General features: G+C 66.6%; 27 protein-coding genes, 3 pseudogenes and 1 riboswitch. Of the genes and pseudogenes, 15 read left to right on the top strand and 15 right to left on the bottom strand.

The window, feature by feature from the left end:
• The first annotated feature begins 44 nt into the window (after window positions 1–44).
• From C6A82_RS22570 to C6A82_RS22555, 4 genes are read left to right on the top strand one after another with little or no spacing between them, the layout of a single operon-like run.
• Entirely contained in the window at window positions 45–233 is a 189-nt protein-coding gene (locus tag C6A82_RS22570) for a hypothetical protein (protein ID WP_105342845.1), read from the top strand.
• 2 nt (window positions 234–235) lie between these two features.
• Window positions 236–736 carry a cyclic pyranopterin monophosphate synthase MoaC gene (gene moaC, locus C6A82_RS22565; protein ID WP_255419218.1) on the top strand — a complete coding sequence of 167 codons (501 nt, stop codon included), beginning with the start codon at window positions 236–238 and terminating at the stop codon, window positions 734–736.
• A complete protein-coding gene (locus C6A82_RS22560; protein WP_311101482.1) occupies window positions 733–1,212 on the top strand; it encodes a MogA/MoaB family molybdenum cofactor biosynthesis protein in 480 nt (159 codons plus the stop codon). Before moaC ends, C6A82_RS22560 begins: the two co-directional genes overlap by 4 nt.
• Window positions 1,209–1,637 (top strand): molybdenum cofactor biosynthesis protein MoaE, encoded by a 429-nt coding sequence (locus C6A82_RS22555; protein WP_311101481.1) that lies wholly within the window; start codon window positions 1,209–1,211, stop codon window positions 1,635–1,637. Before C6A82_RS22560 ends, C6A82_RS22555 begins: the two co-directional genes overlap by 4 nt.
• Window positions 1,638–1,647: 10 nt before the next feature.
• Here the strand turns inward: C6A82_RS22555 and C6A82_RS22550 are convergent, their stop codons facing one another.
• From C6A82_RS22550 to C6A82_RS22535, 4 genes are all read right to left on the bottom strand, one after another.
• Window positions 1,648–3,087, bottom strand: coding sequence for a transglycosylase family protein (locus C6A82_RS22550; protein WP_311101480.1), 1,440 nt, complete (start codon window positions 3,085–3,087; stop codon window positions 1,648–1,650).
• Between the two features lie 9 nt (window positions 3,088–3,096).
• Window positions 3,097–3,308: riboswitch (cyclic di-AMP (ydaO/yuaA leader) on the bottom strand.
• Window positions 3,309–3,524: 216 nt separating this feature from the next.
• Window positions 3,525–3,797, bottom strand: coding sequence for a MoaD/ThiS family protein (locus C6A82_RS22545; protein ID WP_233216736.1), 273 nt, complete (start codon window positions 3,795–3,797; stop codon window positions 3,525–3,527).
• 56 nt (window positions 3,798–3,853) lie between these two features.
• Window positions 3,854–4,906: a GTP 3',8-cyclase MoaA gene (gene moaA, locus C6A82_RS22540; protein WP_105342005.1), complete on the bottom strand. Its 1,053-nt coding sequence runs from the start codon at window positions 4,904–4,906 to the stop codon at window positions 3,854–3,856.
• A complete protein-coding gene (locus tag C6A82_RS22535; RefSeq protein WP_105342004.1) occupies window positions 4,903–5,307 on the bottom strand; it encodes a YccF domain-containing protein in 405 nt (134 codons plus the stop codon). Before C6A82_RS22535 ends, moaA begins: the two co-directional genes overlap by 4 nt.
• 146 nt (window positions 5,308–5,453) lie before the next feature.
• Between C6A82_RS22535 and C6A82_RS22530 the strand changes: the two genes are divergently transcribed.
• Complete coding sequence (locus C6A82_RS22530) at window positions 5,454–5,870, top strand: cold-shock protein (protein WP_105342002.1); 417 nt, start codon at window positions 5,454–5,456, stop codon at window positions 5,868–5,870.
• 110 nt (window positions 5,871–5,980) lie between these two features.
• Window positions 5,981–6,985 carry a glutathione S-transferase family protein gene (locus tag C6A82_RS22525; protein ID WP_105342000.1) on the top strand — a complete coding sequence of 335 codons (1,005 nt, stop codon included), beginning with the start codon at window positions 5,981–5,983 and terminating at the stop codon, window positions 6,983–6,985.
• Here C6A82_RS22525 and C6A82_RS22520 read toward each other — a convergent pair.
• Entirely contained in the window at window positions 6,982–7,470 is a 489-nt protein-coding gene (locus C6A82_RS22520; RefSeq protein ID WP_105341998.1) for a DUF2771 domain-containing protein, read from the bottom strand. The two genes, C6A82_RS22525 and C6A82_RS22520, sit on opposite strands and share 4 nt — an antisense overlap.
• The gene (locus C6A82_RS22515) at window positions 7,467–9,182 is read right to left on the bottom strand and encodes an MFS transporter (protein WP_311101479.1); all 1,716 of its coding nucleotides are present in this window, start codon (window positions 9,180–9,182) and stop codon (window positions 7,467–7,469) included. The genes C6A82_RS22520 and C6A82_RS22515 overlap by 4 nt, the downstream gene beginning before the upstream one ends.
• A gap of 149 nt (window positions 9,183–9,331) precedes the next feature.
• Between C6A82_RS22515 and C6A82_RS22510 the strand changes: the two genes are divergently transcribed.
• Entirely contained in the window at window positions 9,332–10,144 is an 813-nt protein-coding gene (locus C6A82_RS22510) for a DUF3027 domain-containing protein (RefSeq protein ID WP_105343897.1), read from the top strand.
• A 46-nt stretch (window positions 10,145–10,190) separates the two neighbouring features.
• On the opposite strand, the pseudogene C6A82_RS22505 reads toward C6A82_RS22510, so the two are convergent.
• Window positions 10,191–10,619, bottom strand: a pseudogene (locus tag C6A82_RS22505) (ATP-binding cassette domain-containing protein); the annotation flags it as partial.
• Window positions 10,620–11,319: 700 nt separating this feature from the next.
• On the opposite strand from C6A82_RS22505, the gene C6A82_RS22500 reads away from it, so the two are divergent.
• Window positions 11,320–11,778, top strand: a complete 459-nt coding sequence (locus C6A82_RS22500; RefSeq protein WP_142405916.1) for a hypothetical protein — start codon at window positions 11,320–11,322, stop codon at window positions 11,776–11,778.
• A gap of 136 nt (window positions 11,779–11,914) precedes the next feature.
• On the top strand, window positions 11,915–12,091 hold the full coding sequence (locus C6A82_RS22495) for a CsbD family protein (RefSeq protein ID WP_105343891.1): 177 nt from the start codon (window positions 11,915–11,917) through the stop codon (window positions 12,089–12,091).
• 556 nt (window positions 12,092–12,647) lie between these two features.
• Here the strand turns inward: C6A82_RS22495 and C6A82_RS22490 are convergent.
• From C6A82_RS22490 to C6A82_RS22475, 4 genes and pseudogenes are all read right to left on the bottom strand, one after another.
• Window positions 12,648–14,196: pseudogene (locus C6A82_RS22490) on the bottom strand (excinuclease ABC subunit UvrA); the annotation flags it as partial.
• 64 nt (window positions 14,197–14,260) lie between these two features.
• Window positions 14,261–14,671, bottom strand: a complete 411-nt coding sequence (locus tag C6A82_RS22485; RefSeq protein WP_105343895.1) for a VOC family protein — start codon at window positions 14,669–14,671, stop codon at window positions 14,261–14,263.
• A 5-nt stretch (window positions 14,672–14,676) separates the two neighbouring features.
• Window positions 14,677–15,056: pseudogene (locus tag C6A82_RS22480) on the bottom strand (helix-turn-helix transcriptional regulator).
• 410 nt (window positions 15,057–15,466) lie between these two features.
• Window positions 15,467–15,730 (bottom strand): DUF2530 domain-containing protein, encoded by a 264-nt coding sequence (locus C6A82_RS22475; RefSeq protein WP_105343889.1) that lies wholly within the window; start codon window positions 15,728–15,730, stop codon window positions 15,467–15,469.
• A gap of 90 nt (window positions 15,731–15,820) precedes the next feature.
• On the opposite strand from C6A82_RS22475, the gene C6A82_RS22470 reads away from it, so the two are divergent.
• The 3 genes from C6A82_RS22470 to C6A82_RS22460 are packed head-to-tail and all read left to right on the top strand — an operon-like array spanning window position 15,821 to window position 17,359.
• Window positions 15,821–16,252: a MarR family winged helix-turn-helix transcriptional regulator gene (locus C6A82_RS22470; RefSeq protein WP_105343886.1), complete on the top strand. Its 432-nt coding sequence runs from the start codon at window positions 15,821–15,823 to the stop codon at window positions 16,250–16,252.
• 25 nt (window positions 16,253–16,277) lie between these two features.
• The gene (locus tag C6A82_RS22465) at window positions 16,278–17,093 is read left to right on the top strand and encodes an RNA methyltransferase (protein WP_105343884.1); all 816 of its coding nucleotides are present in this window, start codon (window positions 16,278–16,280) and stop codon (window positions 17,091–17,093) included.
• A complete protein-coding gene (locus C6A82_RS22460) occupies window positions 17,081–17,359 on the top strand; it encodes a DUF2537 domain-containing protein (RefSeq protein WP_233216857.1) in 279 nt (92 codons plus the stop codon). Before C6A82_RS22465 ends, C6A82_RS22460 begins: the two co-directional genes overlap by 13 nt.
• Here C6A82_RS22460 and sepH read toward each other — a convergent pair.
• Complete coding sequence (gene sepH / locus C6A82_RS22455) at window positions 17,356–18,135, bottom strand: septation protein SepH (RefSeq protein WP_105343879.1); 780 nt, start codon at window positions 18,133–18,135, stop codon at window positions 17,356–17,358. The two genes, C6A82_RS22460 and sepH, sit on opposite strands and share 4 nt — an antisense overlap.
• A 100-nt stretch (window positions 18,136–18,235) precedes the next feature.
• On the bottom strand, window positions 18,236–19,348 hold the full coding sequence (serC, locus tag C6A82_RS22450; RefSeq protein WP_105343877.1) for a phosphoserine transaminase: 1,113 nt from the start codon (window positions 19,346–19,348) through the stop codon (window positions 18,236–18,238).
• Window positions 19,349–19,503: 155 nt separating this feature from the next.
• On the opposite strand from serC, the gene C6A82_RS22445 reads away from it, so the two are divergent.
• Both C6A82_RS22445 and C6A82_RS22440 read left to right on the top strand, forming a co-directional pair.
• Window positions 19,504–19,998 carry a CAP domain-containing protein gene (locus tag C6A82_RS22445; protein ID WP_105343875.1) on the top strand — a complete coding sequence of 165 codons (495 nt, stop codon included), beginning with the start codon at window positions 19,504–19,506 and terminating at the stop codon, window positions 19,996–19,998.
• Window positions 19,999–20,163: 165 nt separating this feature from the next.
• Window positions 20,164–21,180 carry a diiron oxygenase gene (locus C6A82_RS22440; protein ID WP_105343873.1) on the top strand — a complete coding sequence of 339 codons (1,017 nt, stop codon included), beginning with the start codon at window positions 20,164–20,166 and terminating at the stop codon, window positions 21,178–21,180.
• Here the strand turns inward: C6A82_RS22440 and C6A82_RS22435 are convergent.
• Window positions 21,177–22,262 (bottom strand): IS630 family transposase, encoded by a 1,086-nt coding sequence (locus C6A82_RS22435; RefSeq protein ID WP_311101477.1) that lies wholly within the window; start codon window positions 22,260–22,262, stop codon window positions 21,177–21,179. The two genes, C6A82_RS22440 and C6A82_RS22435, sit on opposite strands and share 4 nt — an antisense overlap.
• Before the next feature lie 53 nt (window positions 22,263–22,315).
• Here C6A82_RS22435 and C6A82_RS22430 point away from each other — a divergent pair, with 53 nt between their 5' ends.
• Entirely contained in the window at window positions 22,316–24,001 is a 1,686-nt protein-coding gene (locus C6A82_RS22430) for an FAD-dependent oxidoreductase (RefSeq protein ID WP_105345106.1), read from the top strand.
• Window positions 24,002–24,062: 61 nt separating this feature from the next.
• Here the strand turns inward: C6A82_RS22430 and C6A82_RS22425 are convergent, their stop codons facing one another.
• The gene (locus C6A82_RS22425) at window positions 24,063–24,509 is read right to left on the bottom strand and encodes a VOC family protein (protein ID WP_105345108.1); all 447 of its coding nucleotides are present in this window, start codon (window positions 24,507–24,509) and stop codon (window positions 24,063–24,065) included.
• Window positions 24,510–24,522: the final 13 nt, after the last annotated feature.

Raw genomic sequence — 24,522 nt, 5'->3', positions numbered from 1 at the left:
CGCCGGTCTCGCCACCGGTCGCGGCGCCTGCCACAATGTGAAGCGTGGCAGACAAGAAGAAGAAGGCCCGCTACGTCGACAACGGGTGGCCGGCGACCGGCGAAGACGATCACGCGGTCAGCGAGGTGGCCGCCGACCGGACAGGCGCGCTGTCGCCCTTCGGCGACCTGACGTTCCCGCTGCCTTCCGACGAGCTGCCATATACGCACCCGGTCACAGTCGTCAACCGGTAGTCGTGGCCGGCGCCGATCATTCCGGCCCGGCCGGCCCCACTCTGTCGCACCTCGACGACACGGGTGCGGCGCACATGGTCGACGTGACGGGCAAGGACGCCAGCAAGCGCACCGCCGTCGCGGCGGGCACCCTGCGTACCCGCGCGGACGTCGTGGCCCTCATCGCCTCGGGCGGTCTGCCCAAGGGTGACGCCCTGGCCACCGCGCGCATCGCGGGCATCCTCGCGGCCAAACGCACCAGCGATCTGATTCCGTTGTGCCATCAGCTCGCCTTGACCGGCGTCGACGTCGACTTCGAGATCGGCGACACCGAGGTCGGCATCACCGCCACGGTGCGCAGCACCGATCGCACCGGCGTGGAGATGGAGGCGCTGACGGCGGTCAGCGTGGCGGCGCTGACCCTCTACGACATGCTCAAGGCCGTCGACCCCGCAGCCGGCATCGACGACATTCGGGTGCTGCGCAAAGAAGGCGGCAAAACGGGGCTGTGGACGCGGCCGTGACACGGACCGGACGAGTCGTCATCGCGTCGACCCGCGCGGCGGCCGGTGTCTACTCCGACCGCACCGGCCCGATCATCATCGATTGGCTCAACCGCCGCGGCATCACGACGCCTACTCCGACGGTGGTCGCGGACGGCGCCGATGTGTACAACGCGCTGACGGCAGCCATCGGCGAGAAGCCGGACGTGGTGATCACGTCCGGCGGTACCGGTATCTCGCCGACCGACCGGACCGCCGAAGCCACTGCGGGCATCGTCGACTATCAGATTCTCGGCCTCGCCGACGCGATCCGGCGGTCGGGGCTGCCGCACGTGCCGACATCGGTATTGTCGCGCGGCGTCTGCGGCGTGAAGGACCGCACGCTGGTGGTGAACCTGCCGGGCTCCACCGGTGGCGTCAAGGACGGTCTCGGTGTCCTCGACGACGTCCTCGAGCATGCTCTCGATCAGCTCGCTGGTAAGGACCACAGACAATGACCGCCGTCGTGCTGCGTGCAGATCTGACCGAGCAGACCATCGAGCTGTCCGAGCACGAGGACGTCGTCGGGCATCAGGCCGCAGGGGCGGTCGTCGGCTTCGCCGGTGTCGTGCGCGATCACGACGGCGGGCGCACGGTGACGCGGCTGGAGTACTCCGCGCATCCGAGCGCCCAGCAGACCCTGGCTGAGGTGGTCGCCCAGATCGCGGCCGACTCCGACGGCGTGCGAGCGATCGCGGTCAGCCACCGCATCGGCAGGCTCGAGATCGGTGACGCGGCCTTGGTGGCCGCCGTCGCGGCCGATCACCGACAGGCCGCGTTCGACGTCTGCGCCCGGTTGGTCGACCGCGTGAAAGAGCGGCTACCGGTGTGGAAGCACCAGTTCTTCGCCGACGGTTCCGACGAGTGGGTGAACTCCGCCTGAGCGGACCGGATCAGGCGGGCGGCAGCGGAACTGCCGGAACCGCGGCACCGGGATCGGGGATCGGGGCCTCGGCGCCGAGCGGAGCAGGCGGGACGTTCGCACCGGGAACCGGCGCCACTCCGGGGGTGTTCAGGTTTTCCGGTCCGGGTGTGCTCAGCGGGCGCTGGGTCAACGCCAGCAGCGCGTCCTTGCCCGTGATGTCCTGAGTCTGAATCGCGTGCCACAGCTCCTTGAGGTACCCGACGTTGGCGCTCTCGGCAGGTACTGCCGCCGCGTCCAGAGTGGTACCGGTCGGCAGGTTCTCCGGGCTGACCAGGTGCGGAATCTCGGCGGGCACCACGGGCAGCTCACCGGTCATCGCCTGGTTGGCGGCGTCGAAGGCGGGCTGCGGGATGTCGACGGAGTTGACCATCGCCAGCGGATCGGGCGCCGCCGCCGGTGCCGGGGCGGGCGGAACGACGGGTGCGGGCTCGAGCGGCATCGGCGTGGTGTGCAGCGACCACCGCTGTGGTCCGTCCGCAGGCGCCTCGGCGACATCCCAGTCCGGCGCGGGCTGCTGCAGCGAGGCGTCGACCACCGATGCCTCTGCAGGCGCGGCGTCGGGGTGCGGGGTCTCCAGCAGCACCGGAGTGGTCGGCATCGCCGAGGGGTCCAGGGCGACGACGTCGACGGCCTCGGGAGCCGGCGGCGGCGGAAGCTCCGGAGCGGGCGGCGCTTCGGGCAGCGGCGCGTCGAGCGCGACAGCCTCTGGGGCCGGCGGCGGCGGAAGCTCCGGAGCGGGCGGCGCTTCTGGCAGCGGCGCGTCGAGCGCGACAGCCTCTGGGGCCGGCGGTGGCGGAAGCTCGGAAGCGGGCGGCGCTTCTGGCAGCGGCGCGTCGAGCGCAACAGCCTCGGGGGCCGGCGGCGGGGGAGGAAGTTCGGGGGCGGGCGGCGGCGGGGCGGCCATCGCGTCCACCGGGGCAGCGTCAGGCGGCGGCGGTGCGACGGGATCGACCGGCGGAGGCGGCGGCAGTTCGCCGTTCAGGCCAACGGCGTCCAGCGCGTTGTTCACGCCCTCCTGGACATCCTCGACGACGTTGCGTGGACTTGCGCTGGACAGCCCGCGACCGCAGGTCGGCCACGCGCCGCGACCCTGGCTGCCGAGCACCCGCTCGGCGACCGCGATCTGCTCTTCCTTGGAGGCGAGATGAGCAGCTGGCGCGTACTCGCCACCGCCGTGCCCGCTCCAGGTGCCGGGCGAGAACTGCAGTCCGCCCTGATATCCGTTGCCGGTGTTGATGGCCCAGTTTCCGCCTGACTCGCAGGCTGCGACCTTGTCCCATTCGCCATCGGTGGCGGCGCCGGCTTGCCCGGCGAGGGCGAGGCCCCCGGTACCGATGACTGCGCCCGTGAAGGCGACTTTTGCGACTGATTTGGCCGATGTAGCGGGCTTACGATGCCGTCCACTCATAGGTGCGTTGATTCCTCTCTGATGCGCCCACGAGGTCAGCTGTCGGGTTCGGGCTGGAGAGGTTGCCCGGCCGACCGTCGGTGAGAACGGTTCGGCTTCACCCCAAGGAGCCGCAAGCGGCTCCTGGTCCTTTTAGTTCGGTGGACCGGTGGGTCCCCCGCCTCCATCCCTGTTGTTCGTCGTTTCCCTGCCCGACGGATGGAGCTCGGCGCTATCGGACAGGAAGGGCTAGCCGATTAGGGTCGACTGGCTTGGGGAAGAAGCTAGCGGCTCGGCACGTTTTATTCATCTTTTGCCACCTGCGGCGTTTCGCCCGATGGCAAATCCTAATGGGGTTCTAAAAGCCCAGGAATCCCGGGCGTTTCTGCTGGTCTATCTTCTAGGTCACGGAGCCGTAGCCAGTTCGTGACCATTTCGTGATGTGACGGAAATCACTTTTATCCGCCGGCAAAGGGCGGAAGCACATCGACAGTCTGGCCGTCGAGCAGGTTTAGCCCCTCGTCACGGACCGCGATCCCGTCGCACAGAAACGAGCACCGTTTGAGCACCCGGGCAAGTTCCGGGTCGCGTGCGGCGAGGGTGTCGACGAGCGCGGCGACCGTCGTGCCCGGAGCCACCCGCACCGTCTCGCTCTCAGTGCCCGCAGCCGCGCGTGCCGCGGCGAAATAACGGACGGTCAGCAGCAGGCTCGCCGTCGACGTCGTGTGCACTGTTCGATCTGCTCCTCGTGTGCGCACTGTTGTATCTGCTCCTCGCGTGCGCACCGTCAGCCGCCGATCGCGCTCATCGGGCGGTCGGGCTGCACGAAATCCGGATCGTTGATGCCGTGGCCCGCCGGCTTGGCCCACATCGCCGCGCGCCATGCCGCCTCGACGGCGTCGTCGTCGGCGCCCGCGCGCATCAGGCCGCGCAGGTCGGTTTCCTCGCGGGAGAACAGGCAGCTGCGGACCTGGCCGTCGGCGGTCAGCCGGGTGCGGTCGCAGGCCGAACAGAACGCGTCTGACACCGACGCGATGACGCCCACGGTGGCGGGTCCGCCGTCGACCAGCCACAGCTGTGCCGGCGCCGAGCCGCGCGGAGCGGGATCGGGCGTCAGCCGGAATTGGCGCTGAAGGGCCGCCAATATGTCGCCGGCGCCGAGTGCGGTGCCACGCGACCATGCATGGCCGGCGTCCAGCGGCATCTGCTCGATGATGCGTAGCCGATAGTCGTGGTCCAGGCAGAAGCGCAGCAGCGTGACCGCGTCCTCGAGCCCGGTCTCCGGGTCGAGCACGGCGTTGACCTTGACCGGCCGCAGGCCGGCCTGATGCGCGGCGGTCAGCCCGGCCAGTACATCGTCGAGCCGGTTGCGTCGGGTGATGTGGGCGAAGCGCTCGGCATCGACGGTGTCGAGCGAGACATTGATCCGGTTCAGCCCGGCGCGCTTGAGACCTTCCGCGCGACGGTCGAGCCCGATTCCGTTGGTGGTCAACGTGATTTCTGGCCGAGGCTGCAATGCGGCAGTGGCGGTGACCACGTCCTCTAGTCGTTTGGCCAGCAGTGGCTCGCCGCCGGTGAAGCGAACGCGGGTGACCCCGAGCCGCGTCACCGCGATGCGAAGCAGCCGAGTCAGCTCGTCGACGCCCAGCAGTTGGTCACCGGCCATCCAGTCCAGCCCCTCTGCGGGCATGCAGTAGGTGCAGCGCAGATTGCAGCGGTCGGTCAGCGACACCCGCAGGTCCGTGGCGACCCTGCCGTAGGTGTCCAGCAGCGGCCCGTCGGTCGGCGCGGGCCCCACGGGCCGCTTGACCGACGGAAGACCGAGCGGGGTGACCGTCACGCGGCGGCTCGCACGGGGGCGTCCAGGGAGTCGGCCGGCACGATCTCTTTGCCCAGCGGCACGAGCGAGACCGGGATGAGCTTGAGGTTGGCCAGCGCCAGCGGGATACCGATGATCGTGATCGCCATCGCGACCGCGGTGATGACGTGGCCGATGGCCAGCCAGATGCCGAACAGCAGCACCCAGATGACGTTTCCGACGAGCGCGCCCGGCCTGGTGCCGGGTTTGTCAATCACCGTGCGGCCGAAGGGCCACAGTGCGTAGGAGGCGATGCGCAGCGAGGCGAACCCGAACGGGATCGTGACGATCAGGATGAAGCAGATGAGCGCCGCCAGCAGGTAACCCAACGCCAGCCACAGGCCGCCGAAGACCAACCAAATGATGTTCAGGATCAGGCGCATCTCTTCCTCCAGCTGTGGTTTCAGCCTACCGAGTAATGGGGGTGCTGGTCGCGGCGGCCTCCGAGTAGGATCACGCATGCGCGTCCCAGCGGAAACGGCGGGACGCTTTCCTTATGTAGATACGAGATTGCAAGCGGGTGAGACCAGTGCCGACCGGCCGGGTTAAGTGGTACGACGCCGACAAGGGCTTCGGCTTCCTTTCGCAGGAGGAAGGCGAGGACGTCTACGTCCGCTCCTCGGCCCTGCCCGCAGGTGTCGAAGGACTCAAAGCGGGGCAGAAGGTCGAATTCGGCATGGCCGCAGGCCGACGCGGCCCGCAGGCGCTGAACGTCAAGGTGCTCGACCCGCCACCGAGCCTGACCCGCACCCGCCGCGAAGCCGCTGCGGCCGAGCACAAGCACTCGCCCGACGAACTGCACGGCATGGTCGAGGACATGATCACGCTGCTGGAGGGCGCGGTGCAGCCCGAGCTGCGCAAAGGCCGTTACCCCGACCGCAAGGTTGCGCGCCGGGTCTCCGAAGTGGTGCGCGCCGTCGCCCGCGAGCTCGACGGCCAGGCTTAGCCCTCACTCATTCGCGCGGACACGGCGTTGAGTCCGCGCTGAGGGCGCAAGTTTCTCGGATTCGCGCCCGGGCCGCAGAGTCAACGGAGGAAAGCGGGCATGCTGGGGGCGTGGCATACGTCTCCGGCGGCGGTGAGTTCAACCGCGACACCAAGTACATCGAAACCCGCATCACCGCGGACGGTCGCGACGGCTATCCCGTGGAACCCGGCCGCTACCGGCTGATCGTCGCGCGGGCCTGTCCGTGGGCCAACCGCGCAATCATCGTGCGGCGCCTCCTCGGGCTGGAAGACGTACTGTCCATCGGCTTCTGCGGGCCCACCCACGACGAGCGCAGCTGGACCTTCGATCTGGACCCCGGCGGCGTCGACCCGGTGCTCAAGATCCCGCGGCTGCAGGACGCCTACTTCGCCCGCTTCCCCGACTACGAGAAGGGCATCACGGTTCCGGCGATCGTCGACGTGCCCACCGGTCAGGTGGTCACCAACGATTTCCCGCAGATGACGCTCGACTTCTCGGGCGAGTGGACGCAGTGTCACCGCGACGGCGCACCGCAGCTGTATCCCGAAGCGCTGCGTGACGAGATCGACGAGGTCGCCCAACGCATCTACACCGAGGTCAACAACGGCGTGTACCGCTGCGGTTTCGCCGGTTCGCAGCAGGCCTACGACAGTGCCTACGACCGGCTGTTCACCGCGCTGGACTGGCTCAACGCGAGGCTGGAAAATCAGCGATATCTGGTGGGGGACAACATCACCGAGGCCGACGTCCGGTTGTTCACCACGCTGGCCCGCTTCGATCCCGTCTATCACGGGCATTTCAAGTGCAACCGGTCCAAGCTCGACGAGATGCCTGCGTTGTGGGCCTACGCGCGTGACCTGTTCCAGACGCCCGGCTTCGGCGACACCGTCGACTTCGTGCAGATCAAGCAGCACTACTACATCGTGCACACCGACATCAACCCGACGCGCATCGTCCCGAAGGGGCCTGACCTGTCCAACTGGTTGACCCCGCACGATCGGGAAGCCTTGGGCGGCAGGCCGTTCGGCGACGGTACGCCGCCGGGGCCGACGCGGGACGGCGAGCGGGTACCGGCCGGGCATGGAGCGGCCTAGGACCAGGCAGTCTTCACCGACCACTCGGCGTGCGTCCACGGGAACTCGTTGCCCTGCTCGTCGCGGACCAGCGTGGGTAACTGCACGGCGAACCCGAAGAGTCGCCCGCGACGCGGGTCCATCGTGGGGATGGTGACCGCGTGCGTGGTGGCGGGCCGGAACTCGTTGACGACGTCGGAGTCCTCGTAGGTGCGTACCAGGATCCAGGGCGCGTCGGCGATGGCGGGCGGCACCGACAGTTGAATGGGATCGGTGTGTCGCGGGTCGACTGCCAATTCACCGTCGGCGCGCGGGGTTTCACAGTCCGTGGGGTTGAGCACCGCGCAGTACTGGTACGGGCCGATGCGCACCAACTGCCCGCGCGTGTAGGCGCTGATCTCCGGATGCTCGGACGCCGGGTGACGGGTCAACCGCCAGATGAGTACGCCGGTCGCGACGGACGCCAGCACGACGACGGCTGCGAGCACCGCCAGACCTTTCCTCACTCGCGGGGCACCCCAGCCGGATCGTGCCAAGCACCCTCCTGGGCCGCGAGCACGGGCCGATTACCGCCGAGGCCCGGAATGAGGGAGTCGCCGCGATAGCTCACCAAAGTCTGCGCCAGACCGAGGATCAGAATCGTCGAGATCACCGTGAAGCCAATGTGCAGTTGGGTGTACACGAGCACCCCCGTCGCGCCGCCGGCCACCCACGCCAGCTGCAGCAGCGACTCCGAACGACCGAACGCCGAAGCGCGCGACTCCTCGGGCAGGTCGTCCTGAAGTGAAGCGTCGAGCGAGGCCTTCGCGACTGCTGCCGCCGCCGCGGTGACGAGCGCCGCCAGTGCCGCCACCATCAGCTTGCCGGTGAGTGCCGTCGCCAGCGCTGCCAGGGTGACCGCGATCGTGCTGCGCACGACCAGCTGCGCCGGACGGCCGAGCTGCAGCCGTGCGCTGGCGTAGTTGCCGCCGAAGTTTCCGATCGCCGCCGCGGCCCCGATCAGGCCCAGAATCATCAACTGCTCCCAGCCGCTCTTGTCGTGCGACTTGGCCACGAACGCGGGGTAGAGGAACAGGAAGCCGACCATCACCTTGATCGTGCAGTTGCCCCACAGCGAGGTGATGATGTTGCGGCCCAACGGCTGTCGGGCTTTCCCCTGTTCTGGTGAGCGCTGCGGATGACGCCGCAGTTCGTCGTCCCCGCCGTGATAGCTCAGCGTGGTGGGCACTTCACCCTCGGTGACCTCGACCCATTTGGGGATGCGCATCGACAGCGCGGCGCCCGCCAACGTGAGCGCGACGATGACATACAGCGCACCTGGCATGCCGAAGAGGTTGAACAGGTACTCGGCGCCGACGGCCACCCCTCCGCCGACGATGGTCCCGCCGAGCAGCCCGAATACGGTGAGCCGCGAGTTGACCCGCACCAGGTCGATGGTCGGTGGCAGCACACGCGGCGTCACCGCGCTGCGCAACACGCTGAATGACTTGGACAACACCATCATTCCCAGCGCACACGGGTAGAGCACCCATGACGGGTAGCCGCCCGTCGCGCCGTCGTAATTGGCGATCAGGACCACCACAAGCACCGTGCGCAACGCGAACGACATGGCCAGCGCGAGCCTGCGGCCATGCTGCAACCGGTCCAGCGCGGGACCGATCAGCGGCGCGATGATCGCAAAGGGCGCGATCGTGATGAGCAGGTACAGCGCGACCTTGCTCTTGCTCTCCCCGGAGGCGGCGGCGAAGAACAATGTGTTGGCCAGCGCGACGGCCATCGCCGCATCGACGGCGAAGTTGGCCATCACCGGATAGGTCAGCGCGGTGAGCCCCGACTTGTCGGCGCCGTCTGCGGTCGCAGCCCGGTGAAACAGGCCGTACATCTTCGAGCCCATCTCGCGGCTGCGCTGGGCTGCACCGCGTGGGCCAGGCGGCTTCTGCCCGAGACCCTCTCCGATGCCGGGATCGCTGCGGGCCGACGCCCGCTCCTCGAGCGGCGGCAGATAGCGGTTCGCGCTCGGTGGGGAACGTCGCTGACGCCGGTGATCCACCCCGTCGCTGGGGTAGTTCGCCATGCCGGGGTGTTCGTCGCCACGGGGGCGGTGCCCCCCATCACCGTGGTCGGCGGGCGGGCGCGGCGGGTAGTACCGGGGATCACGAGCGCCCGCGCCGTCCCTTGGGTCACGCCCCGATCCGCTCACAATGAGATTCTCCCCCATCACGGGGACGGCGTCGTGCAGCCGACCGGGTGTGGCTGCGCACAGACCGGTCGGGCACTATTAAGTTCGTGGACAGCGTGACGGAATCCACCGAGGACAGCTCGGCGACACCGGCGACCGAGCGGTCGGCGGACCTGGAGGCGGTGCTGATGGGCGCCGTCGACCTCGCGCGCGCGGCGATCATCGAGCACAGCGGCGACACCGTCGGCGACTATCTGGGCGCCACGTTCGACGACTCCACCGCCGCCACCCATCGTTTCCTGGCCAACCAGCCCGGCTATCAGGGCTGGCAGTGGGCGGTCGTGGTGGCGGCGCATCCCGGTGCCGACCACGCGACGATCAGCGAAGTGGTGCTGGTCCCGGGGCCGACGGCGCTGCTGGCGCCGAAGTGGGTGCCCTGGGAAGAGCGGCTGCGGCCTGGCGATCTCGGCCCCGGCGACCTGCTGTCCCCACCCGTCGAAGACCCGCGCCTGGTGCCCGGCTTCGCCGCGACCGGAGATCCCGCAATCGACGACGTCGCCTACGAGCTCGGGCTGGGTCGGCGGCGCCTGCTCAGCCGGCTGGGTCGGCTCGACGCCGCTGAACGCTGGCACGACGGCGACTACGGGCCTGGGTCGACGATGGCCAGGTCCACCCGAAGGGTGTGCCGCGACTGCGGCTTCTATGTCCCGGTGTCCGGATCGCTCGGCCTGATGTTCGGCGTCTGCGCCAACGAGTTGTCGGCCGACGGCCACGTGGTCGACGCCGAATACGGTTGCGGCGCGCACTCGGACACCCCCGCGCCGCCGGGCACCGGCTCACCGCTGTACGACCCGTACGACGACGGCGTCCTCGATGTGGTCGAGCCACCGCCGCCCGCCGAGGATGAGCCGCCCGCGGCCGCCCAGGACGAGCCGCCCGACGAGCAGCCGACCGACGATCCGCAGGCTCCGACCGACGAGGCCGATCAGAACCCGACGTAGTCGGCCAGGTGCTCACCGGTCAGGGTTGACCTTTGGGTGGTACCTGTTATGCCGCGCTGCGTTGTCGCTCCGCTCCTCGCTCCTTCGTCGTCCCCTGCCCTGCGGGCGTGGGCCCAGCATGCTCACTCCGCCTCGCCGCGGCGACCAACTCGGCGGGTGTGCCTTCGAAGACCACCGTGCCCCCGTCGTGGCCGGCTCCCGGCCCAAGATCGATGATCCAGTCGGCGTGCGCCATCACCGCCTGATGATGCTCGATGACGATGACGGACTTACCGGAGTCGACGAGCCGATCCAGCAGCCCGAGGAGCTGCTCGATGTCGGCGAGGTGCAGACCCGAGGTCGGCTCGTCTAGGACGTAGACGCCCGCCTTGTCGCCCATCTGGGATGCCAGCTCCAGCCGTTGCCGCTCGCCGCCGGACAGCGTGGTCAACGGTTGGCCCAGCGTGAGGTAGCCCAGCCCGACGTCAGCGAGCCGGTTCCGGTGGCTACAGCTTAGGCCGGAGCGCCGATCAGCGGGACGTACAACAAAGTCACGGTGGATAACCCTGACGACACAGCCCGGTGGACGTTTACCCCCTGCGGGGACAATTGCCTAGACGTGACCAGTGATGGCGGCGAGACCGGCCAGGGGTGGACCGTACGCGCCAACCCCGTCGGTGCCACCGCGTGGGAGTGGTGGCGGGAACTCCCCAGTAACGTCACCTGCACGGATACTCACGCCACGCACCCGTCAAGATGTACTACCAAGTCGACCCGGTGTCATTGACGGGCTGGTTCCGGGAGGTCATACCGGACAACACTTGCGACAACGTAGTGAAGGCCCCCGGAGAGTCGCACAACATCACGCTGGCCCCGGCGTAGTAGTGAACCGGCTGAGCTGAAGCGCGGTCCGGCTGTTGTGCCTGACCGCGCTTTGGGTCAACACCGCTGCGATGGATGTGCGCTGCCCGGGTCCGGGTGACTACCACCAGCCCAGTTGGACCATGGTTCGGGCGTAGGAACACATCTACGCCCCAGTTGCACTCTGGTCCGCAAGTAGGTGAAGCGGTGCCGACGGGTGATCTCTGCTCGTCGGTGCCGCCGCCCTACGCTTCACACGGTTCTTCAATGGGCGAGGTGAACTCCTGAAACACTGGCTGCAGGGTTAGTGAAGTGACCGAAGGAGGCGATGGTCCATGGTTGGTGTGGGTGCAATCGTGACAGGTGTGGCACCGCTAGCCGGTGGCCTTCTGCTCGGCGGCATGGCGGGCAAATCGGGACCGAGTGGTGCAGACTTGCGCGCCGTCATCATTTCGGAACTGGACTTACTGCAGCGGATTCCGGAAGACGAGGTGGCCCGTCGAGCCGCGTTCAAGCGAGTGATCGCAGAGCACGTCGAAGCCCTCCTCGTGGCTCAAGAGAAGAGTCGGGAGTTTAAGAGGAAGACCAAATATTTCACCGAACACTGGCGCGACATCGTGGTGTTTGTCACGACCCTGTTGTTCATGGTGGTTATCTGGCATGCCGACCACTCTCGTCCGATCTGGCTTCCGCTGGTAGTTGCCACAATTGTGATGTCCGTGGTGACGGCTACCCCAGTGGTGCGCGGGTTCTTGGCTAGCGTTCGGTCCAGTGCCCCTGATGAACGACCATGACCGGCGCGACCGCGACCGCGAGTCGGATGAACCTAATGGAACGACCTTGACGTTTGGCGATTGGCCCACGAGGTACACCTCTATGTCACCGACTCGGCCAGCAGGCCGATTTTCCCGGTGAGAAGGAGAAGTTCCCATGAGCGGTACGGATAAGGCGAAGAACCAGGGCCAGGGCCTTCTTGGCAAGGTTAAGGAAGCGTTCGGCAAACTCACCGGTGACAGAACCATTCAGAATCGGGGCAAGTCCGACCAGACGAAGTCCGACCTCAAAGGCGCTGGTGAGAAGGCCAAGGACGCCTTCAAGAAGCCGTAATTCCACGACCGAACCGGCGGAGGGGTTTCGCTTTCCCGGCAGCTAGATTGCGAAGTTGCCGCCCTACGACCCTTTCCGGTACAGGGTTCGGTGACGCCCAGGTCAGCTCGTGCGCCGCAGGCGGGCGAACCGCTCCCTTCTCATTCATCCTGCCCAAGCTTTCTAACGAGACGGGTCGAACTGAGGCGGGCGGCGGCGCTCTCGTCTCCAGAGGCTGTGGCCCACGCGGCAACGCCTTCAACGGCTGGGTCAAAGGGGGTTTTGATCACATCGCCGACGGGGCCGAGGTCGACGGGCACAGGGTTTCGCCTGAGCAAGCGATCCGCATCGCGTTGGTGGCCAGGTCAACTCTTCTCAGTTCCACTCGGCCAGCCAGAGATGTGCTTCGTTGTCACGGGACGTACTGACAGGTTCGTCCGTTTCTTACTCGGGTGCCTATAGGTCTACTGAAATCTTGGGACAAATAGGGCCAATTCGGCTGTGTTTGCACTATTGCCGGGATATCGCCGCTGCTCAGTCATTGGGTTGCTGAGAGACCGACGATTTGATCTGGATCGCCGGCCACACCGGTGATGACCGTCAGCACCCCCAGCGGGATATCGACGTCGACGTCGCGCAGGTTGTTGGTGTCGGCGCCGCGTACCTCGAGCGCTTCGGACCACGGGCGAACCTTGGCCTTGAGCGTGGCGCGATCGCCGAGATGACGGCCGGTGACGGTACTGCTCGTGCGAAGGTCGCCGACGTTGCCCTCGAACACCACTTCGCCACCGGCGGTGCCGGCCCCTGCGCCCAGATCGACGACGTAATCGGCGATTTCGATGACCTCGGGCTTGTGCTCCACCACGAGCACGGTGTTGCCCTTGTCGCGCAAACGCAGCAGCAGGTCGTTCATCCGGGCGATGTCGTGCGGATGCAGGCCGACCGTCGGCTCGTCGAAGACGTAGGTGACATCGGTGAGAGGACCCGAGGTGGCGGATCATCTTGACGCGTTGCGCCTCGCCGCCCGACAGTGTGCCCGCTGGGCGGTTCAGCGACAGATAGCCCAGCCCGATCTCGACGAACGAGTTCAGTGTGTGCCGCAGCGCCGCCAACAACGGCGCGACTGACTCACCCTCGACGCCTTCCACCCACTCGGCGAGATCGCTGATCTGCATGGCGCAGACGTCGGCGATGTTGACGCCGTTGATCTTCGACGAACGCGCCGTCTCCGACAGCCTGGTGCCGTCGCAGTCCGGGCATGTGGTGAAGGTGACTGCGCGCTCGACGAACGCTCTGATGTGCGGCTGCATCGCCTCGACGTCTTTGGCCAGAAACGACTTCTGGATCTGCGGGATGAGCCCGAGGTGAGTCAGGTTGATTCCGTCGACCTTGATCTTGGTCGCTTCCTTGTACAAAAGCGCGTCGAGTTCTTTCCTGGTGAACTCATTGATCGGCTTGTCGGCGTCGAAGAAGCCGCAGCCACGCAAGATTCGGCCGTGCCAGCCCTCCATGCTGTAGCCGGGGATTGTCAACGCACCTCCGTTGAGCGACTTGGTGCCGTCGTACAACGCGGTCAGATCGATGTCGTTGATCGAGCCCCGCCCCTCGCACCGTGGGCACATGCCGCCGGTGACGGCGAACTCGCGACGTTCCTTGACGGTCCGGCCCGCCTTCTCGATGGTGACCGCGCCCGCTCCACTGATCGAAGCGACATTGAACGAAAAGGCCTGCGGTGAACCGATGTGTGGCTTGCCGAGCCTACTGAACAGGATGCGCAGCATCGCTCCGGTGTCCGTTGCGGTGCCGACGGTCGAACGGGGATCGGCACCCATCCGCTGCTGGTCGACGATGATCGCCGTGGTCAGTCCTTCAAGGACGTCGACCTCGGGACGCGCAAGGGTGGGCATGAAGCCCTGCACGAACGCGCTGTAGGTCTCGTTGATGAGCCGTTGCGACTCCGCGGCGATGGTGTCGAACACCAGCGAGCTCTTACCCGATCCCGAGACACCGGTGAACACCGTCAGCCGCCGCTTCGGCAGCTCGACGTTGACGTCCTTGAGGTTGTTCTCCCTGGCGCCGGTGACCCGGATCAGGTCGTGGCTGTCGGCGATCTTGTCTCGACTCATAGTCGCTCCGGTCCTCGCTCGTGCCTCGCTGCGATCCTCACTCCTAATTAGTCTTCGGCGATAGTCATGCGACCTGTTGGATGCGAACCGTGTTCCCGGCGGGGTCGCGGAACGCGCAGTCGCGCGAGCCCCACGGCTGATCGGTGGGCTCCTGCATGACATCCGCACCGCTGGCCTGCGCCCGTTCGAACACGGCTTCGAGGTCGGTGGTGGCCAGCATGATGCTCGCGTAGGTGCCCTTGGCCATCATCTCGGCGATCACCCGGCGCTCGTCGTCGGTGACTCCCGGATCGGCGGCGGGCGGCGTCAGCACGATGTTCATGTCCGGTCTGCCCGCAGGCCCGATGGTGATCCAGCGCATCTTGTCCCGGCCGACGTCCTTCCGGACCTCGAAGCCGAGAGCGTCGCGGTAGAAGGCCAGGGACTGTTCGGGGTCTTCGTGGGGAAGGAAACTCGCGTTGATCGTGATGTCCATGACGATCACGCTAGGTGCAGCCGCGTGGCGGGCGCTTCTCGATTCCTGATCGGTCGGGTCACCTGCTTCTCGACACACGGCGGCATCCCCTGCGTCGCGCCGACGGCCTGCTCCCGGTAGGCGCTCGGCGGCATGCCGACGAGTTCGGTGAACCGGGTGCTGAAGTTGCCCAACGACGAGCACCCGACCGCGAAGCAGACCTCGGTCACCGACATGTCGCCGCGCCGCAGCAGCGCCATCGCACGCTCGATGCGCCGCGTCATCAGATAGGAGTAGGGGGATTCGCCGTAGCGAGCTTGAACTGGCGCGACAGATGTCCCGCCGACATGTTCACGCCGCGCGCCAGCGCCTCGACGTCGAGTGGCTGCGCATACTCGCGATCCATCCGGTCGCGTACCCGGCGCAACAGTTTCAGGTCGCGCAGGCGCTGCTCTTCTGTGGAGGTGCCGGTCAACTCGAGGGTTTCCTGCCGTTAGCGCACCGAATTGTATTTGCCGACGCTGACAATCAATCACTCCGCATGATGTTGTCGGTGTTCATTCGAAACGTCGTCTCGTTCCCGGAAATGAGTCGGTGATGACGCTCCTTACCCGACACAACAGATATCCGGCGTCGGTCGCGGGGGCACATGCGAAGCGGACGAAGTGTCCCCATCGAACGGCACCGCGGGCTCGTGCGCGCATCGAGCGACATCACCAGTCCAATTCCCAACCCTTTGCCAGACAGCATCGGTATATATCTGTGTCCGCCACCGCGGCCCTAGCCACTGCCTCTCCTCGCTGACGTGTTCTCGGGTTAGCTGAGGCCGCTCTGGGCGCCGCGGGATCCGCGGCGAACTGCGCGGCGCTGCAAAAGAAAAATCGATGTCCCGAGGACACCGACGCCGAGACCGGCCACGGCGACGGGCCGCCATTCGTGTAGCCCTGCGATCGTGAAGGCCAGGATCGTGGCGACCAGCCAGCCGACCGCGATCACGATGATGACCGGCCACGGTTCCAGCAGGATCGTAGGCAGGGCAGGGGGTTTAGGCTCCGCGGGTGCGGGCGGTTCCTGGCTCATCGACTTCCAACCTAGTCCTCGAACCCCCCGACGAGGAAGCCCAACGTGTTTTGCTGCGCATCGAACGAATTGCTGGCTATTCTTTGACTTGTGAAGGACGCTGATTCCCGGTTGGCAAGCGACCTGTCGCTGGCCGTTATGCGCTTGGCGCGCCAATTGCGTTTTCGCCGTCCGGAATCGTCGGTCTCCTTATCGCAGTTGTCGGCGCTGTCGACGCTTGCCAAAGAGGGTGCGATGACACCCGGCGCACTGGCGCTGCGGGAACGAGTTCGGCCACCGTCGATGACGCGGGTAATCGCCTCCCTCGCCGAACTCGGATTCGTGGCGCGAAGCGCGCATCCGGTCGACGGCCGTCAGGTCTTGGTATCGGTTTCACCGTCGGGAACGGAATTGATCGAAGCGGAGCGCAAAGCTAGCCAGGAATGGCTCAAAGAACGGCTTGCGCACTTCAATGCCGAACAGCGCAGGGCTTTGCTGATAGCTGCCGACCTGATGTCGGCGCTCGTTGACCAAAACACCTGAGCCAGGCGTCGCGTAGCTTGCGGGCATGAGTGCCGTCGTCGACGTCGACGATCCCGCCGACCCGCGGCTGGATGATTTCCGCGACCTCAACAGCATCGACCGCAGGCCCGATCTGCCGTCGGGGAAAGGGTTGGTGATCGCGGAGGGCGTGCTCGTCGTGCAGCGGATGCTGGCGTCGCGGTTTCGTCCTCGCGCGATGCTGGGCACCGATCGCAGGCTGCGTGAGCTGGCTGACGACCTCGATGCCACCGACGCGCCCTATTACCGGGTGTCCGCCGAGGTGATGGCCGACGTCGTCGGGTTCCATCTCAATCGCGGAGTGCTCGCCGCGGCCTCGCGCCCTGGTGAGTTGTCGGTAGCCGATGTGCTCGACGGCGCACGCACGGTCGCGGTGCTCGAAGGCGTCAACGACCACGAGAACCTCGGCTCGGTTTTCCGTAACGCCGCGGGCCTCGGTGTAGATGCGGTGGTGTTCGGTACCGGCTGTGCGGATCCGCTGTACCGCCGCGCCGTACGCGTGTCGATGGGACATGCCCTGCTGGTGCCGTATGCGTGGGCGGCGGCGTGGCCTTCGGATCTGACTGTCCTGCGCGACAGAGGTTTTCGGGTGATGGCGATGACGCCCGACGCCGGTGCCGCGACCCTGGCCGAGGCGATGGCCACGGTGACCGACGACCGTGTCGCGTTCCTTGTCGGCGCTGAGGGGCCCGGCCTGACCGAGACGGCCATGCGCGCCAGCGATATCCGGGTGCGGATTCCGATGTCACGGGGCACCGACTCGCTCAATGTGGCGACGGCTGCCGCGCTGGCGTTCTACGAGCGGGCTAGATTTGGCCCGTGACGGACGACGCGACGCCGTGGGGAACCGGTCTGGCCGTTGCGGCCTTCGTCGCCGTCGTGACCGCGGGCGCGGTGGTCGTGTTGAGCATCGGATTGATCCGGGTCCATCCACTTGTCGCCGTCGGGCTCAACCTCGTGGCGGTTGGCGGACTTGCGCCGACGGTGTGGGGTTGGCGGGCGACCCCGGTGCTGCGGTGGTTCGTGCTCGGTCTCGGCGTCGGTGTGGCAGGTGCGTGGCTGGCCCTGCTGGCGTTGACGTTGAGCTAGCCGCCCTGACCGCTGGAGCGCACCCCTAGGAGCACGTCTTCCCAGGCCGGTACCGGTGGCTTGGCCTTGCGGGCGCGCGGCGTCCGCGCCGGCTTGGGTGGTTCCGGCACCTGCTCGACCTGCACCGGCGGTTCGGGCTCTTCGACCGCCATCTGAGCGACCGGCGCCACCGGCCGCAGCGGCGGCCTGGCGAAATCGGGGTCGATCAGCTCGCACGCCGCATCGTCGAAGGCGGTCACCGTGCCGCCGTGCGCGCCGGGTGTGAACCGGAAATGCGCTGCGTTCTCGGAATGACCCGCCTGCCAGGACAGCTGCACGGTCCAGCGGCCGTCCTCGTTGCGCCACGCGTCCCAGTTGACGGAGTCGGGGTTCAGTCCGCGGGCGATCAGCGCCGTCGTTATGGTCTCCAGCAGCGTGAGCACCGCAGGGCCGTCGGCGAGCACGGGGTGTGCCGCAGTTGCCAGTTCGGCCGCGCGAGAGCGCTCGAGCAGCACAGGGTGAGCGAACCGCTCGACCCGGGAGACATCAACGCCCGCCGATTCGGCGACCTGCTCGATGGATGCGCCCGCGCGAATCCTGGCTTGAATCTCCTTGGGGCTCAGCACGTTCGGAACCTCAGTATCGGTTTGAGTTTTGCTGACGCCGGATTTGTCGCCGCGCACGGCGGCCCGCAACCGGTCGTCGGCACGCAGAATGAACTTCTCGCCTGGGTCGTCGCTTTCGCAGATTATGCGTTTGCCGTCAACGTCTAGTCCGACGACTCTGAGTTCCCGCATGCCGACCTCCTTCGGGCTTGGATGGCGCCTGGACGCCGTGCCCGATTAGCAGCCCACCCTACTGCGTCATCGGCTTGTTACCCGGCCGACACGCCCGAGGTCAGAGGCGTTCGGTGACCCAGTCGATGCACTGTGTCAACGCGCTCACGTCATCCGGATCGACGGCCGTGAACATGGCGATCCGCAGCTGGTTGCGGCCGAGTTTGCGATAGGGCTCGGTGTCGACGATGCCGTTAGCCCGCAGCGTCTTGGCGACGGCCGCGGCGTCCACGTCGTCGGAGAAGTCAATGGTGCCGACGACCTGTGACCGGTGCGCGGGATCGGCGACGAACGGCGTCGCGTACGCCGACGCCTCTGCCCACGAGTACAGCCGCGCAGACGAGTCCGCGGTGCGTTTCACGGCCCAGTCAAGGCCGCCGTTGGACAGCATCCAGTCGAGCTGCTCGGCGAGCAGGATCAGCGTGCCGATCGCCGGGGTGTTGTAGGTCTGGTTTTTCAGGCTGTTCTCGACCGCGATGGGCAGCGAGAGGAAGTCGGGCACCCAGCGGCCCGATGCCGCGATCGATTCAATCCGCGCCAGGGCGGCGGGGGAGGCGACCGCGATCCAGAGCCCGCCGTCGCTGGCGAAATTCTTCTGCGGCGCAAAGTAATACGCGTCGACGTCGGTGATGTCCACGGGGAGGCCGCCCGCCGCCGAGGTGGCGTCGATGACCACCAGGGCGTCCCCGGAGCCCTCCGGACGCTGGACGGGCACCGCCACACCGGTCGACGTCTCGTTGTGCGCCCACGCGATGACGTCGACGGACGGGTCCGACTGCGGTTGCGGGGCACTGCCAGGATCGGCCTTGATAACGACCGGGTCGCCGACATACGGGTTCTTGCTCACCGCCGAGGCGAACTTCGCGCTGAACTCGCCGTAGGTCAGGTGCAGGGAGCGCTTGTCGATGAGCCCGAACGCAGCGGCGTCCCAGAACGCCGTCGAGCCGCCGTTGCCGAGGATCACCTCGTAGCCGTCGGGTGCGCCGAACAAGTCCCTGACGCCGTCGCGGACCCGGCCGACAAGGTTCTTCACCGGCGCCTGCCGATGCGAGGTGCCGAACAGGTCGCCTGCGGCGGCAAGCGCGGCCAACTGCTCCGGCCGCACCTTCGACGGCCCGCAGCCGAAGCGGCCGTCGGTGGGTTTGAGATCGGCGGGAATCGTCAGCTCAGCCATGCGGCCAAGCGTAGTGACCGCACTTGTGCCCTCCCTGCGGGGAGGGTCGGGCATAAAACTCTGAGAAGTTGATTAAAGGCCCCATTAGGCGATATCCGCGGGGTTCATAATGTGACTCGTCGGGGACCGCAGCTAGCCCAGGAGTTGAGGGGCACGTGGTCACTAGAGGAATAGCGTCAACGCTACTTTCAGTATGCGCGGCAACGACGGCCGCCGTCGGTTCGGTAACCGCTGCGGCTCCAGCTCTTGCCGACGGCGATCAGGGCGGAACGGTCCTGTCCGAGATCAACGCGACCCGCGCGGCGAACGGCTGCGGGCCTGTCGCGGCGAACCCACAGTTGACCGCGTCGGCCGCGCGGCACGCGCGGGACATGCTCCACAACGGCGTGCTGGCCCACACCGGCTCGGACGGCTCCTCGCTCACCCAGCGCGTCACCGATGCCGGCTATGCGCCGTACGCCCAGCTGGGCGAGATCGTGTACTGGAACACCGACCCCGGCAGCGCCCCCGGTGCCGCGGTCGCCTGGTGGATGAACAGCCCCGACCACCGCGCGATCATCACCGACTGCGCACTGACCGAAGCCGGCTTCTCGGTCGTCAGCGACGGTGACGAGATGACCGCGGCAGGGGACTTCGGGACGCGCCAGTAGGTGAGCACGAGCGGCTTTCCGCCGCCCATGTGTGACCTGAATCACATCCTCGACTGCTGCCCCGGCTGACCACAGTGGTTAGATCAGGTCTATTCAATATGCGATACCTCCGGTACCGTCGTTGGACATAGAGCCACTAAATGTAAACCTCAGGGGAGGCTTCTGATGGCTAGGACTCGCACGGTCAGGCGCTGGCGTCGCAACATGGATGTCACCGACGACACCGCATACGTCGACATGCTCACCACATTGTCCGAGGGTTCGGTGCGGCGGAACTTCAATCCCTACACCGATATCGATTGGGACTCGCCGGAATTCGCGGTCGTCGACAATGACCCCCGGTGGATCCTGCCCAACACCGACCCGGTCGGGCAGCATGCCTGGTACAAGTCTCAGCCGGTCGAGCGCCAGATCCAGATCGGCATGTGGCGCCAGGCCAATGTCGCCAAGGTCGGCCTGCACTTCGAGTCGATCCTTATCCGAGGGCTGATGGAATACGCCTTCTGGACTCCGAACGGCTCCCCGGAGTACCGCTACTGCCTGCACGAGGCCGTCGAAGAGTGCAACCACACAATGATGTTCCAGGAGATGGTGAACCGCATCGGCGCCGACGTGCCGGGGATGCCGCGGTTGCTCAAGTGGGTCCAGCCTTTGATTCCGTTGGTGGCGGGCCCGCTTCCGATTCCGTTCTGGTTCGGCATCCTGGCCGGTGAAGAACCGATCGATCACACGCAGAAGAACGTGCTGCGCGAAGGCAAGACGCTTCACCCGATCATGGAGCGGGTGATGGCCATCCACGTCGCCGAGGAGGCGCGGCACATCTCGTTTGCGCACGAATATCTGCGCAAGCGCGTTCCGCACCTGCCGCGACGGAAACGGTTCTGGTTGTCGCTCTACGTCCCGCTGACGATGCGCATCCTGTGCTCGGCGATCATCGTTCCGCCGCGGTCGTTCTGGAAGGAATTCGACATTCCGCGATCGGTCCGCAAGGAGATCTTCTTCAAATCACCCGAGTCCCGGCATATGCTGCGCGATATGTTCGGCGACGTCCGCATGCTGTGCAAAGACACCGGGCTCATCAACCCGGTTGCCAAGTTGATGTGGTGGATCTGCCGGATCGACGGCAGGCCCAGTCGCTACCGCAGCGAACCCGCCCGGCAGCATCTGGTGCCGGCCGCCTAGTGTCCTGAGTCGTTAATTCGTTGGCAGTAGTTGCCGATGCTGGCGAGGATTTGGTCGGCGGTTTTGGTCCAGACGTAGGGCCGGGGGTTGTCGTTCCAGGTGTCGATCCAAGCCCTGATGTCGGTGTTGAGTTGGCGCACCGAGGTGTGGGTGCCGCGACGCAGTTTCTTGGTGGTCAGTTCGGCGAACCACCGTTCGACCAGGTTGAGCCATGACGAGCTGGTCGGGGTGAAGTGCAGGACGAACCGCGGGTGCGCCAACAGCCAGCGCTGGACTGCCGGCGTCTTGTGGGTGGAGGCGTTGTCGAGCACCAGGTGCACGTCCAGGTCGGTGGATACGGAGGCGTCGATGGTCTTCAAGAAGGCCAGGAACTCGGTGGCCCGGTGGCGTGTGTGCAGCGCACCGATCACCTTTCCGGTGCTGAGATCCAGTGCGGCATAGAGGCTTGAGGTGCCGTGGCGGACGTAGTCGTGGCTGGCTCGCGCGGGGATTCCGGGCAACATCGGAAACACCGGCGCAGTGCGATTGAGCGCCTGAATCTGGGTCTTCTCATCAACACACAACACCATGGCCCGTTCCGGTGGGTTCAGATACAGTCCGACGACGTCGCGGACCTTGGCCACGAACAACGGATCCTTGGACAGCTTCCAGGAATCCTGTTTATGCGGTGCCAGGCCGAATGCCCGCCACACCCGCGACACCATCGACTGCGACAGTCCCAGGTGCTCGGCCATCGACCGGGTCGACCACTGAGTGGCGTTTCGGGGGGCCGTCTCCAGCGTGGCAGTGATCAGCTCCTCGATGCGGGCATCCTCCACGACGCGGGGCCGGCCCGGCCGCGGTTCATCGAGCAAGCCGTCGAGGCGATCAACGGCGAACCGGTTGCGCCATTTGGTCACCATCCCGCGGGTCACGCCCAGCTCCCGCGAGATCTGCGTATTACTCGAATCACCTTCACAGGCAAGAACTATGCGAGAACGCAGGGCCAGCGCCTGAGCGCTCTTAGGTCGACGCGCCCAGGCCTGCAACTGCTCACGCTCATCGTCGCTCAACACAACGCTCATCGCTACTGGACTCGGCATGATCCCAGTCTAGCGGCTGAGCGCGGATTAACGACTCAGGACACTAGGGAGTTATGCCACACGTCATCACCCAGTCGTGCTGCAGCGACGGGTCTTGTGTCTATGCCTGCCCGGTGAACTGCATTCATCCGTCACCGGACGAGCCGGAGTTCGCCACGGCTGAGATGCTCTACATCGACCCGGTCGCCTGCGTGGACTGCGGTGCGTGCGTCTCGGCATGTCCGGTCGGCGCCATCGCGCCCCACACCAAGCTCGAGCCCGAGCAGCTGCCGTTCGTCGCGCTGAACGCGGCCTACTATCCGCAACTCCCCGATGGTCAGAAGCTGCCCCCGACGTCGAAGCTGGCGCCGGTCATCGAAGCACCCAGAATCGATGCGCGCGAGGCTCATCCGTTGACTGTGGCGATCGTCGGTTCCGGCCCCGCGGCGATGTACGCCGCCGACGAACTGCTCACCCAGAAGGGTGTGCGGGTGAACGTCTTCGAGAAGTTGCCGACACCTTACGGTTTGGTGCGTGCGGGTGTGGCGCCCGATCACCAGAGCACCAAGCGGGTGACCCGGTTGTTCGACAAGGTGACGCGGCTCCCCGGTTTCACGTTCTTCCTCAACGTCGACGTGGGAGCGCACGTCTCGCATGCCGAACTGCTCGCCCATCATCACGCCGTGCTGTACGCGGTCGGTGCGCCGAACGATCGCAGGCTCGACATTGCCGGGATGGGCTTGGCCGGTACCGGCACGGCCACCGAGATGGTGGCGTGGATCAACGGCCATCCCGAATACACCGATCTGCCCGTCGATCTCGGGCACGAGCGGGTGGTCATCGTGGGCAACGGCAACGTCGCCTTGGACGTCGCTCGGATCCTCACGACCGACCCCGACGTGCTCGCGCGTACCGATATCTCCGACCACGCGCTGGCCGCGCTTCGGCAGTCCGAGGTCGCCGAGGTGGTGATCGCGGCTCGCCGCGGTCCCGCGCAGTCGGCGTTCACTCTGCCCGAACTCATCGGCCTGACGGCGACCTGCGACGTGGTGCTCGACGCCGCCGACCACGAACTGGTGCTCGCCGACCTGGCCGTCGAAGACGACCCGTTGACGCGCAACAAACTCGAGGTCCTCAGCAAGCTGGGCGACGCGTCGGTGCCCGCGACGCGTCCGCGGATCCGGCTGGCCTATCGCCTCACGCCGGACCGCGTCCTCGGCTCGGACCGGGTCACCGGCATCGAGTTCGCCGTGACCGGCACCGACGAGAGGCGGCGCCTCGGCGCCGGCCTCGTGCTGACGTCGATCGGCTACCGCGGCAAGCCGATTCGCGATCTGCCGTTCGACGAGACCACCGCCGCGGTACCCAACGACGGCGGCCGCGTCGTCGACCCGAAGACCGGTCGGCCGGTGCGCGGCAGTTACGTGGCCGGCTGGATCAAGCGCGGACCCACCGGCTTCATCGGCACCAACAAATCGTGCGCGCTGCAGACTGTGCAGAGCCTCGTCGACGACTTCAACGCCGGCCACCTCAGCGGTCCGGCGGCCAAACCCGCCGCGCTGGACAAGCTGGTCCGCGACCGCTGTCCCGACATGGTCGACGCAGCAGGTTGGCAAGCCATCGACGAGGCCGAGATCGCGCGCGGCGGCGAGCACCGGCCGCGCGAGAAGTTCACCTCGGTCACCGAGATGGTCGCGGTCGCCGCCACGGCACCTTCGCCGTCTCTGCGTCAGCGGTTGCTGGCCGGATTGCGGCGCTGAGTAGAGGTTCGACTCGAATGCCCAACCCGATCGTGACCCTGCCCGGCATCTAGACCCAACGCTACTGCTGCGCGTACTTCTCGATCTCGTCGATGCTGACCTCGCGCACGGGCTGACCCATCGACCACTGATGACCGAAAGGATCCTGGAGCACGCCGTAGCGGTCACCCCAGAACTGGTCCTCGACCGGCATGACGACGGTCGCGCCCGCGTCGATCGCCTGCTGGAACTGCTTGTCCACATCGGTGACGACAAGGTGGATGGTGATGGGTGAGCCGCCGAGCGCCTTCGGCGTCATCGACTTGCCACCGCTCATCTCCGGGAAGTCGTCGTTGAGCATCACCGTCGAGCCGTTGATGGCGAGTGCGGCATGGATCAGCTTGCCGTCGGGACCGGGCACCCTCCCGTGCTCGACCGCGCCGAATGCCTTGGTGTAGAAATCGATCGCAGCCGCGGCGTCGTCGACGACGAGGTGGGGCAGCACTGCGGGTTGAACTTCGATTGCCATGATGAGCTCCTCT

The organism is Mycobacterium sp. ITM-2016-00318 (genome assembly GCF_002968285.2).
Taxonomy (GTDB): Bacteria; Actinomycetota; Actinomycetes; order Mycobacteriales; family Mycobacteriaceae; genus Mycobacterium.
The sequence above is the reverse complement of the archived record's forward strand: the minus strand, read 5'-3'. Positions and strand labels throughout refer to the sequence as shown.

Coding starts and splice junctions, on each gene's coding strand:
- C6A82_RS22430 (WP_105345106.1), top strand. CDS start 22,316: ATGCCACACGTCATCACCCAGTCGTGCTGCAGCGACGGGTCTTGTGTC.
- C6A82_RS22535 (WP_105342004.1), bottom strand. CDS start 5,307: ATGCGCCTGATCCTGAACATCATTTGGTTGGTCTTCGGCGGCCTGTGG.
- C6A82_RS22515 (WP_311101479.1), bottom strand. CDS start 9,182: ATGGGGGAGAATCTCATTGTGAGCGGATCGGGGCGTGACCCAAGGGAC.
- C6A82_RS22465 (WP_105343884.1), top strand. CDS start 16,278: ATGAGTGCCGTCGTCGACGTCGACGATCCCGCCGACCCGCGGCTGGAT.
- C6A82_RS22500 (WP_142405916.1), top strand. CDS start 11,320: ATGGTTGGTGTGGGTGCAATCGTGACAGGTGTGGCACCGCTAGCCGGT.
- C6A82_RS22495 (WP_105343891.1), top strand. CDS start 11,915: ATGAGCGGTACGGATAAGGCGAAGAACCAGGGCCAGGGCCTTCTTGGC.
- C6A82_RS22435 (WP_311101477.1), bottom strand. CDS start 22,262: ATGCCGAGTCCAGTAGCGATGAGCGTTGTGTTGAGCGACGATGAGCGT.
- C6A82_RS22425 (WP_105345108.1), bottom strand. CDS start 24,509: ATGGCAATCGAAGTTCAACCCGCAGTGCTGCCCCACCTCGTCGTCGAC.
- sepH (WP_105343879.1), bottom strand. CDS start 18,135: ATGCGGGAACTCAGAGTCGTCGGACTAGACGTTGACGGCAAACGCATA.
- C6A82_RS22550 (WP_311101480.1), bottom strand. CDS start 3,087: ATGAGTGGACGGCATCGTAAGCCCGCTACATCGGCCAAATCAGTCGCA.
- serC (WP_105343877.1), bottom strand. CDS start 19,348: ATGGCTGAGCTGACGATTCCCGCCGATCTCAAACCCACCGACGGCCGC.
- C6A82_RS22440 (WP_105343873.1), top strand. CDS start 20,164: ATGGCTAGGACTCGCACGGTCAGGCGCTGGCGTCGCAACATGGATGTC.
- C6A82_RS22475 (WP_105343889.1), bottom strand. CDS start 15,730: ATGAGCCAGGAACCGCCCGCACCCGCGGAGCCTAAACCCCCTGCCCTG.
- C6A82_RS22485 (WP_105343895.1), bottom strand. CDS start 14,671: ATGGACATCACGATCAACGCGAGTTTCCTTCCCCACGAAGACCCCGAA.
- C6A82_RS22555 (WP_311101481.1), top strand. CDS start 1,209: ATGACCGCCGTCGTGCTGCGTGCAGATCTGACCGAGCAGACCATCGAG.
- C6A82_RS22510 (WP_105343897.1), top strand. CDS start 9,332: ATGGGCGCCGTCGACCTCGCGCGCGCGGCGATCATCGAGCACAGCGGC.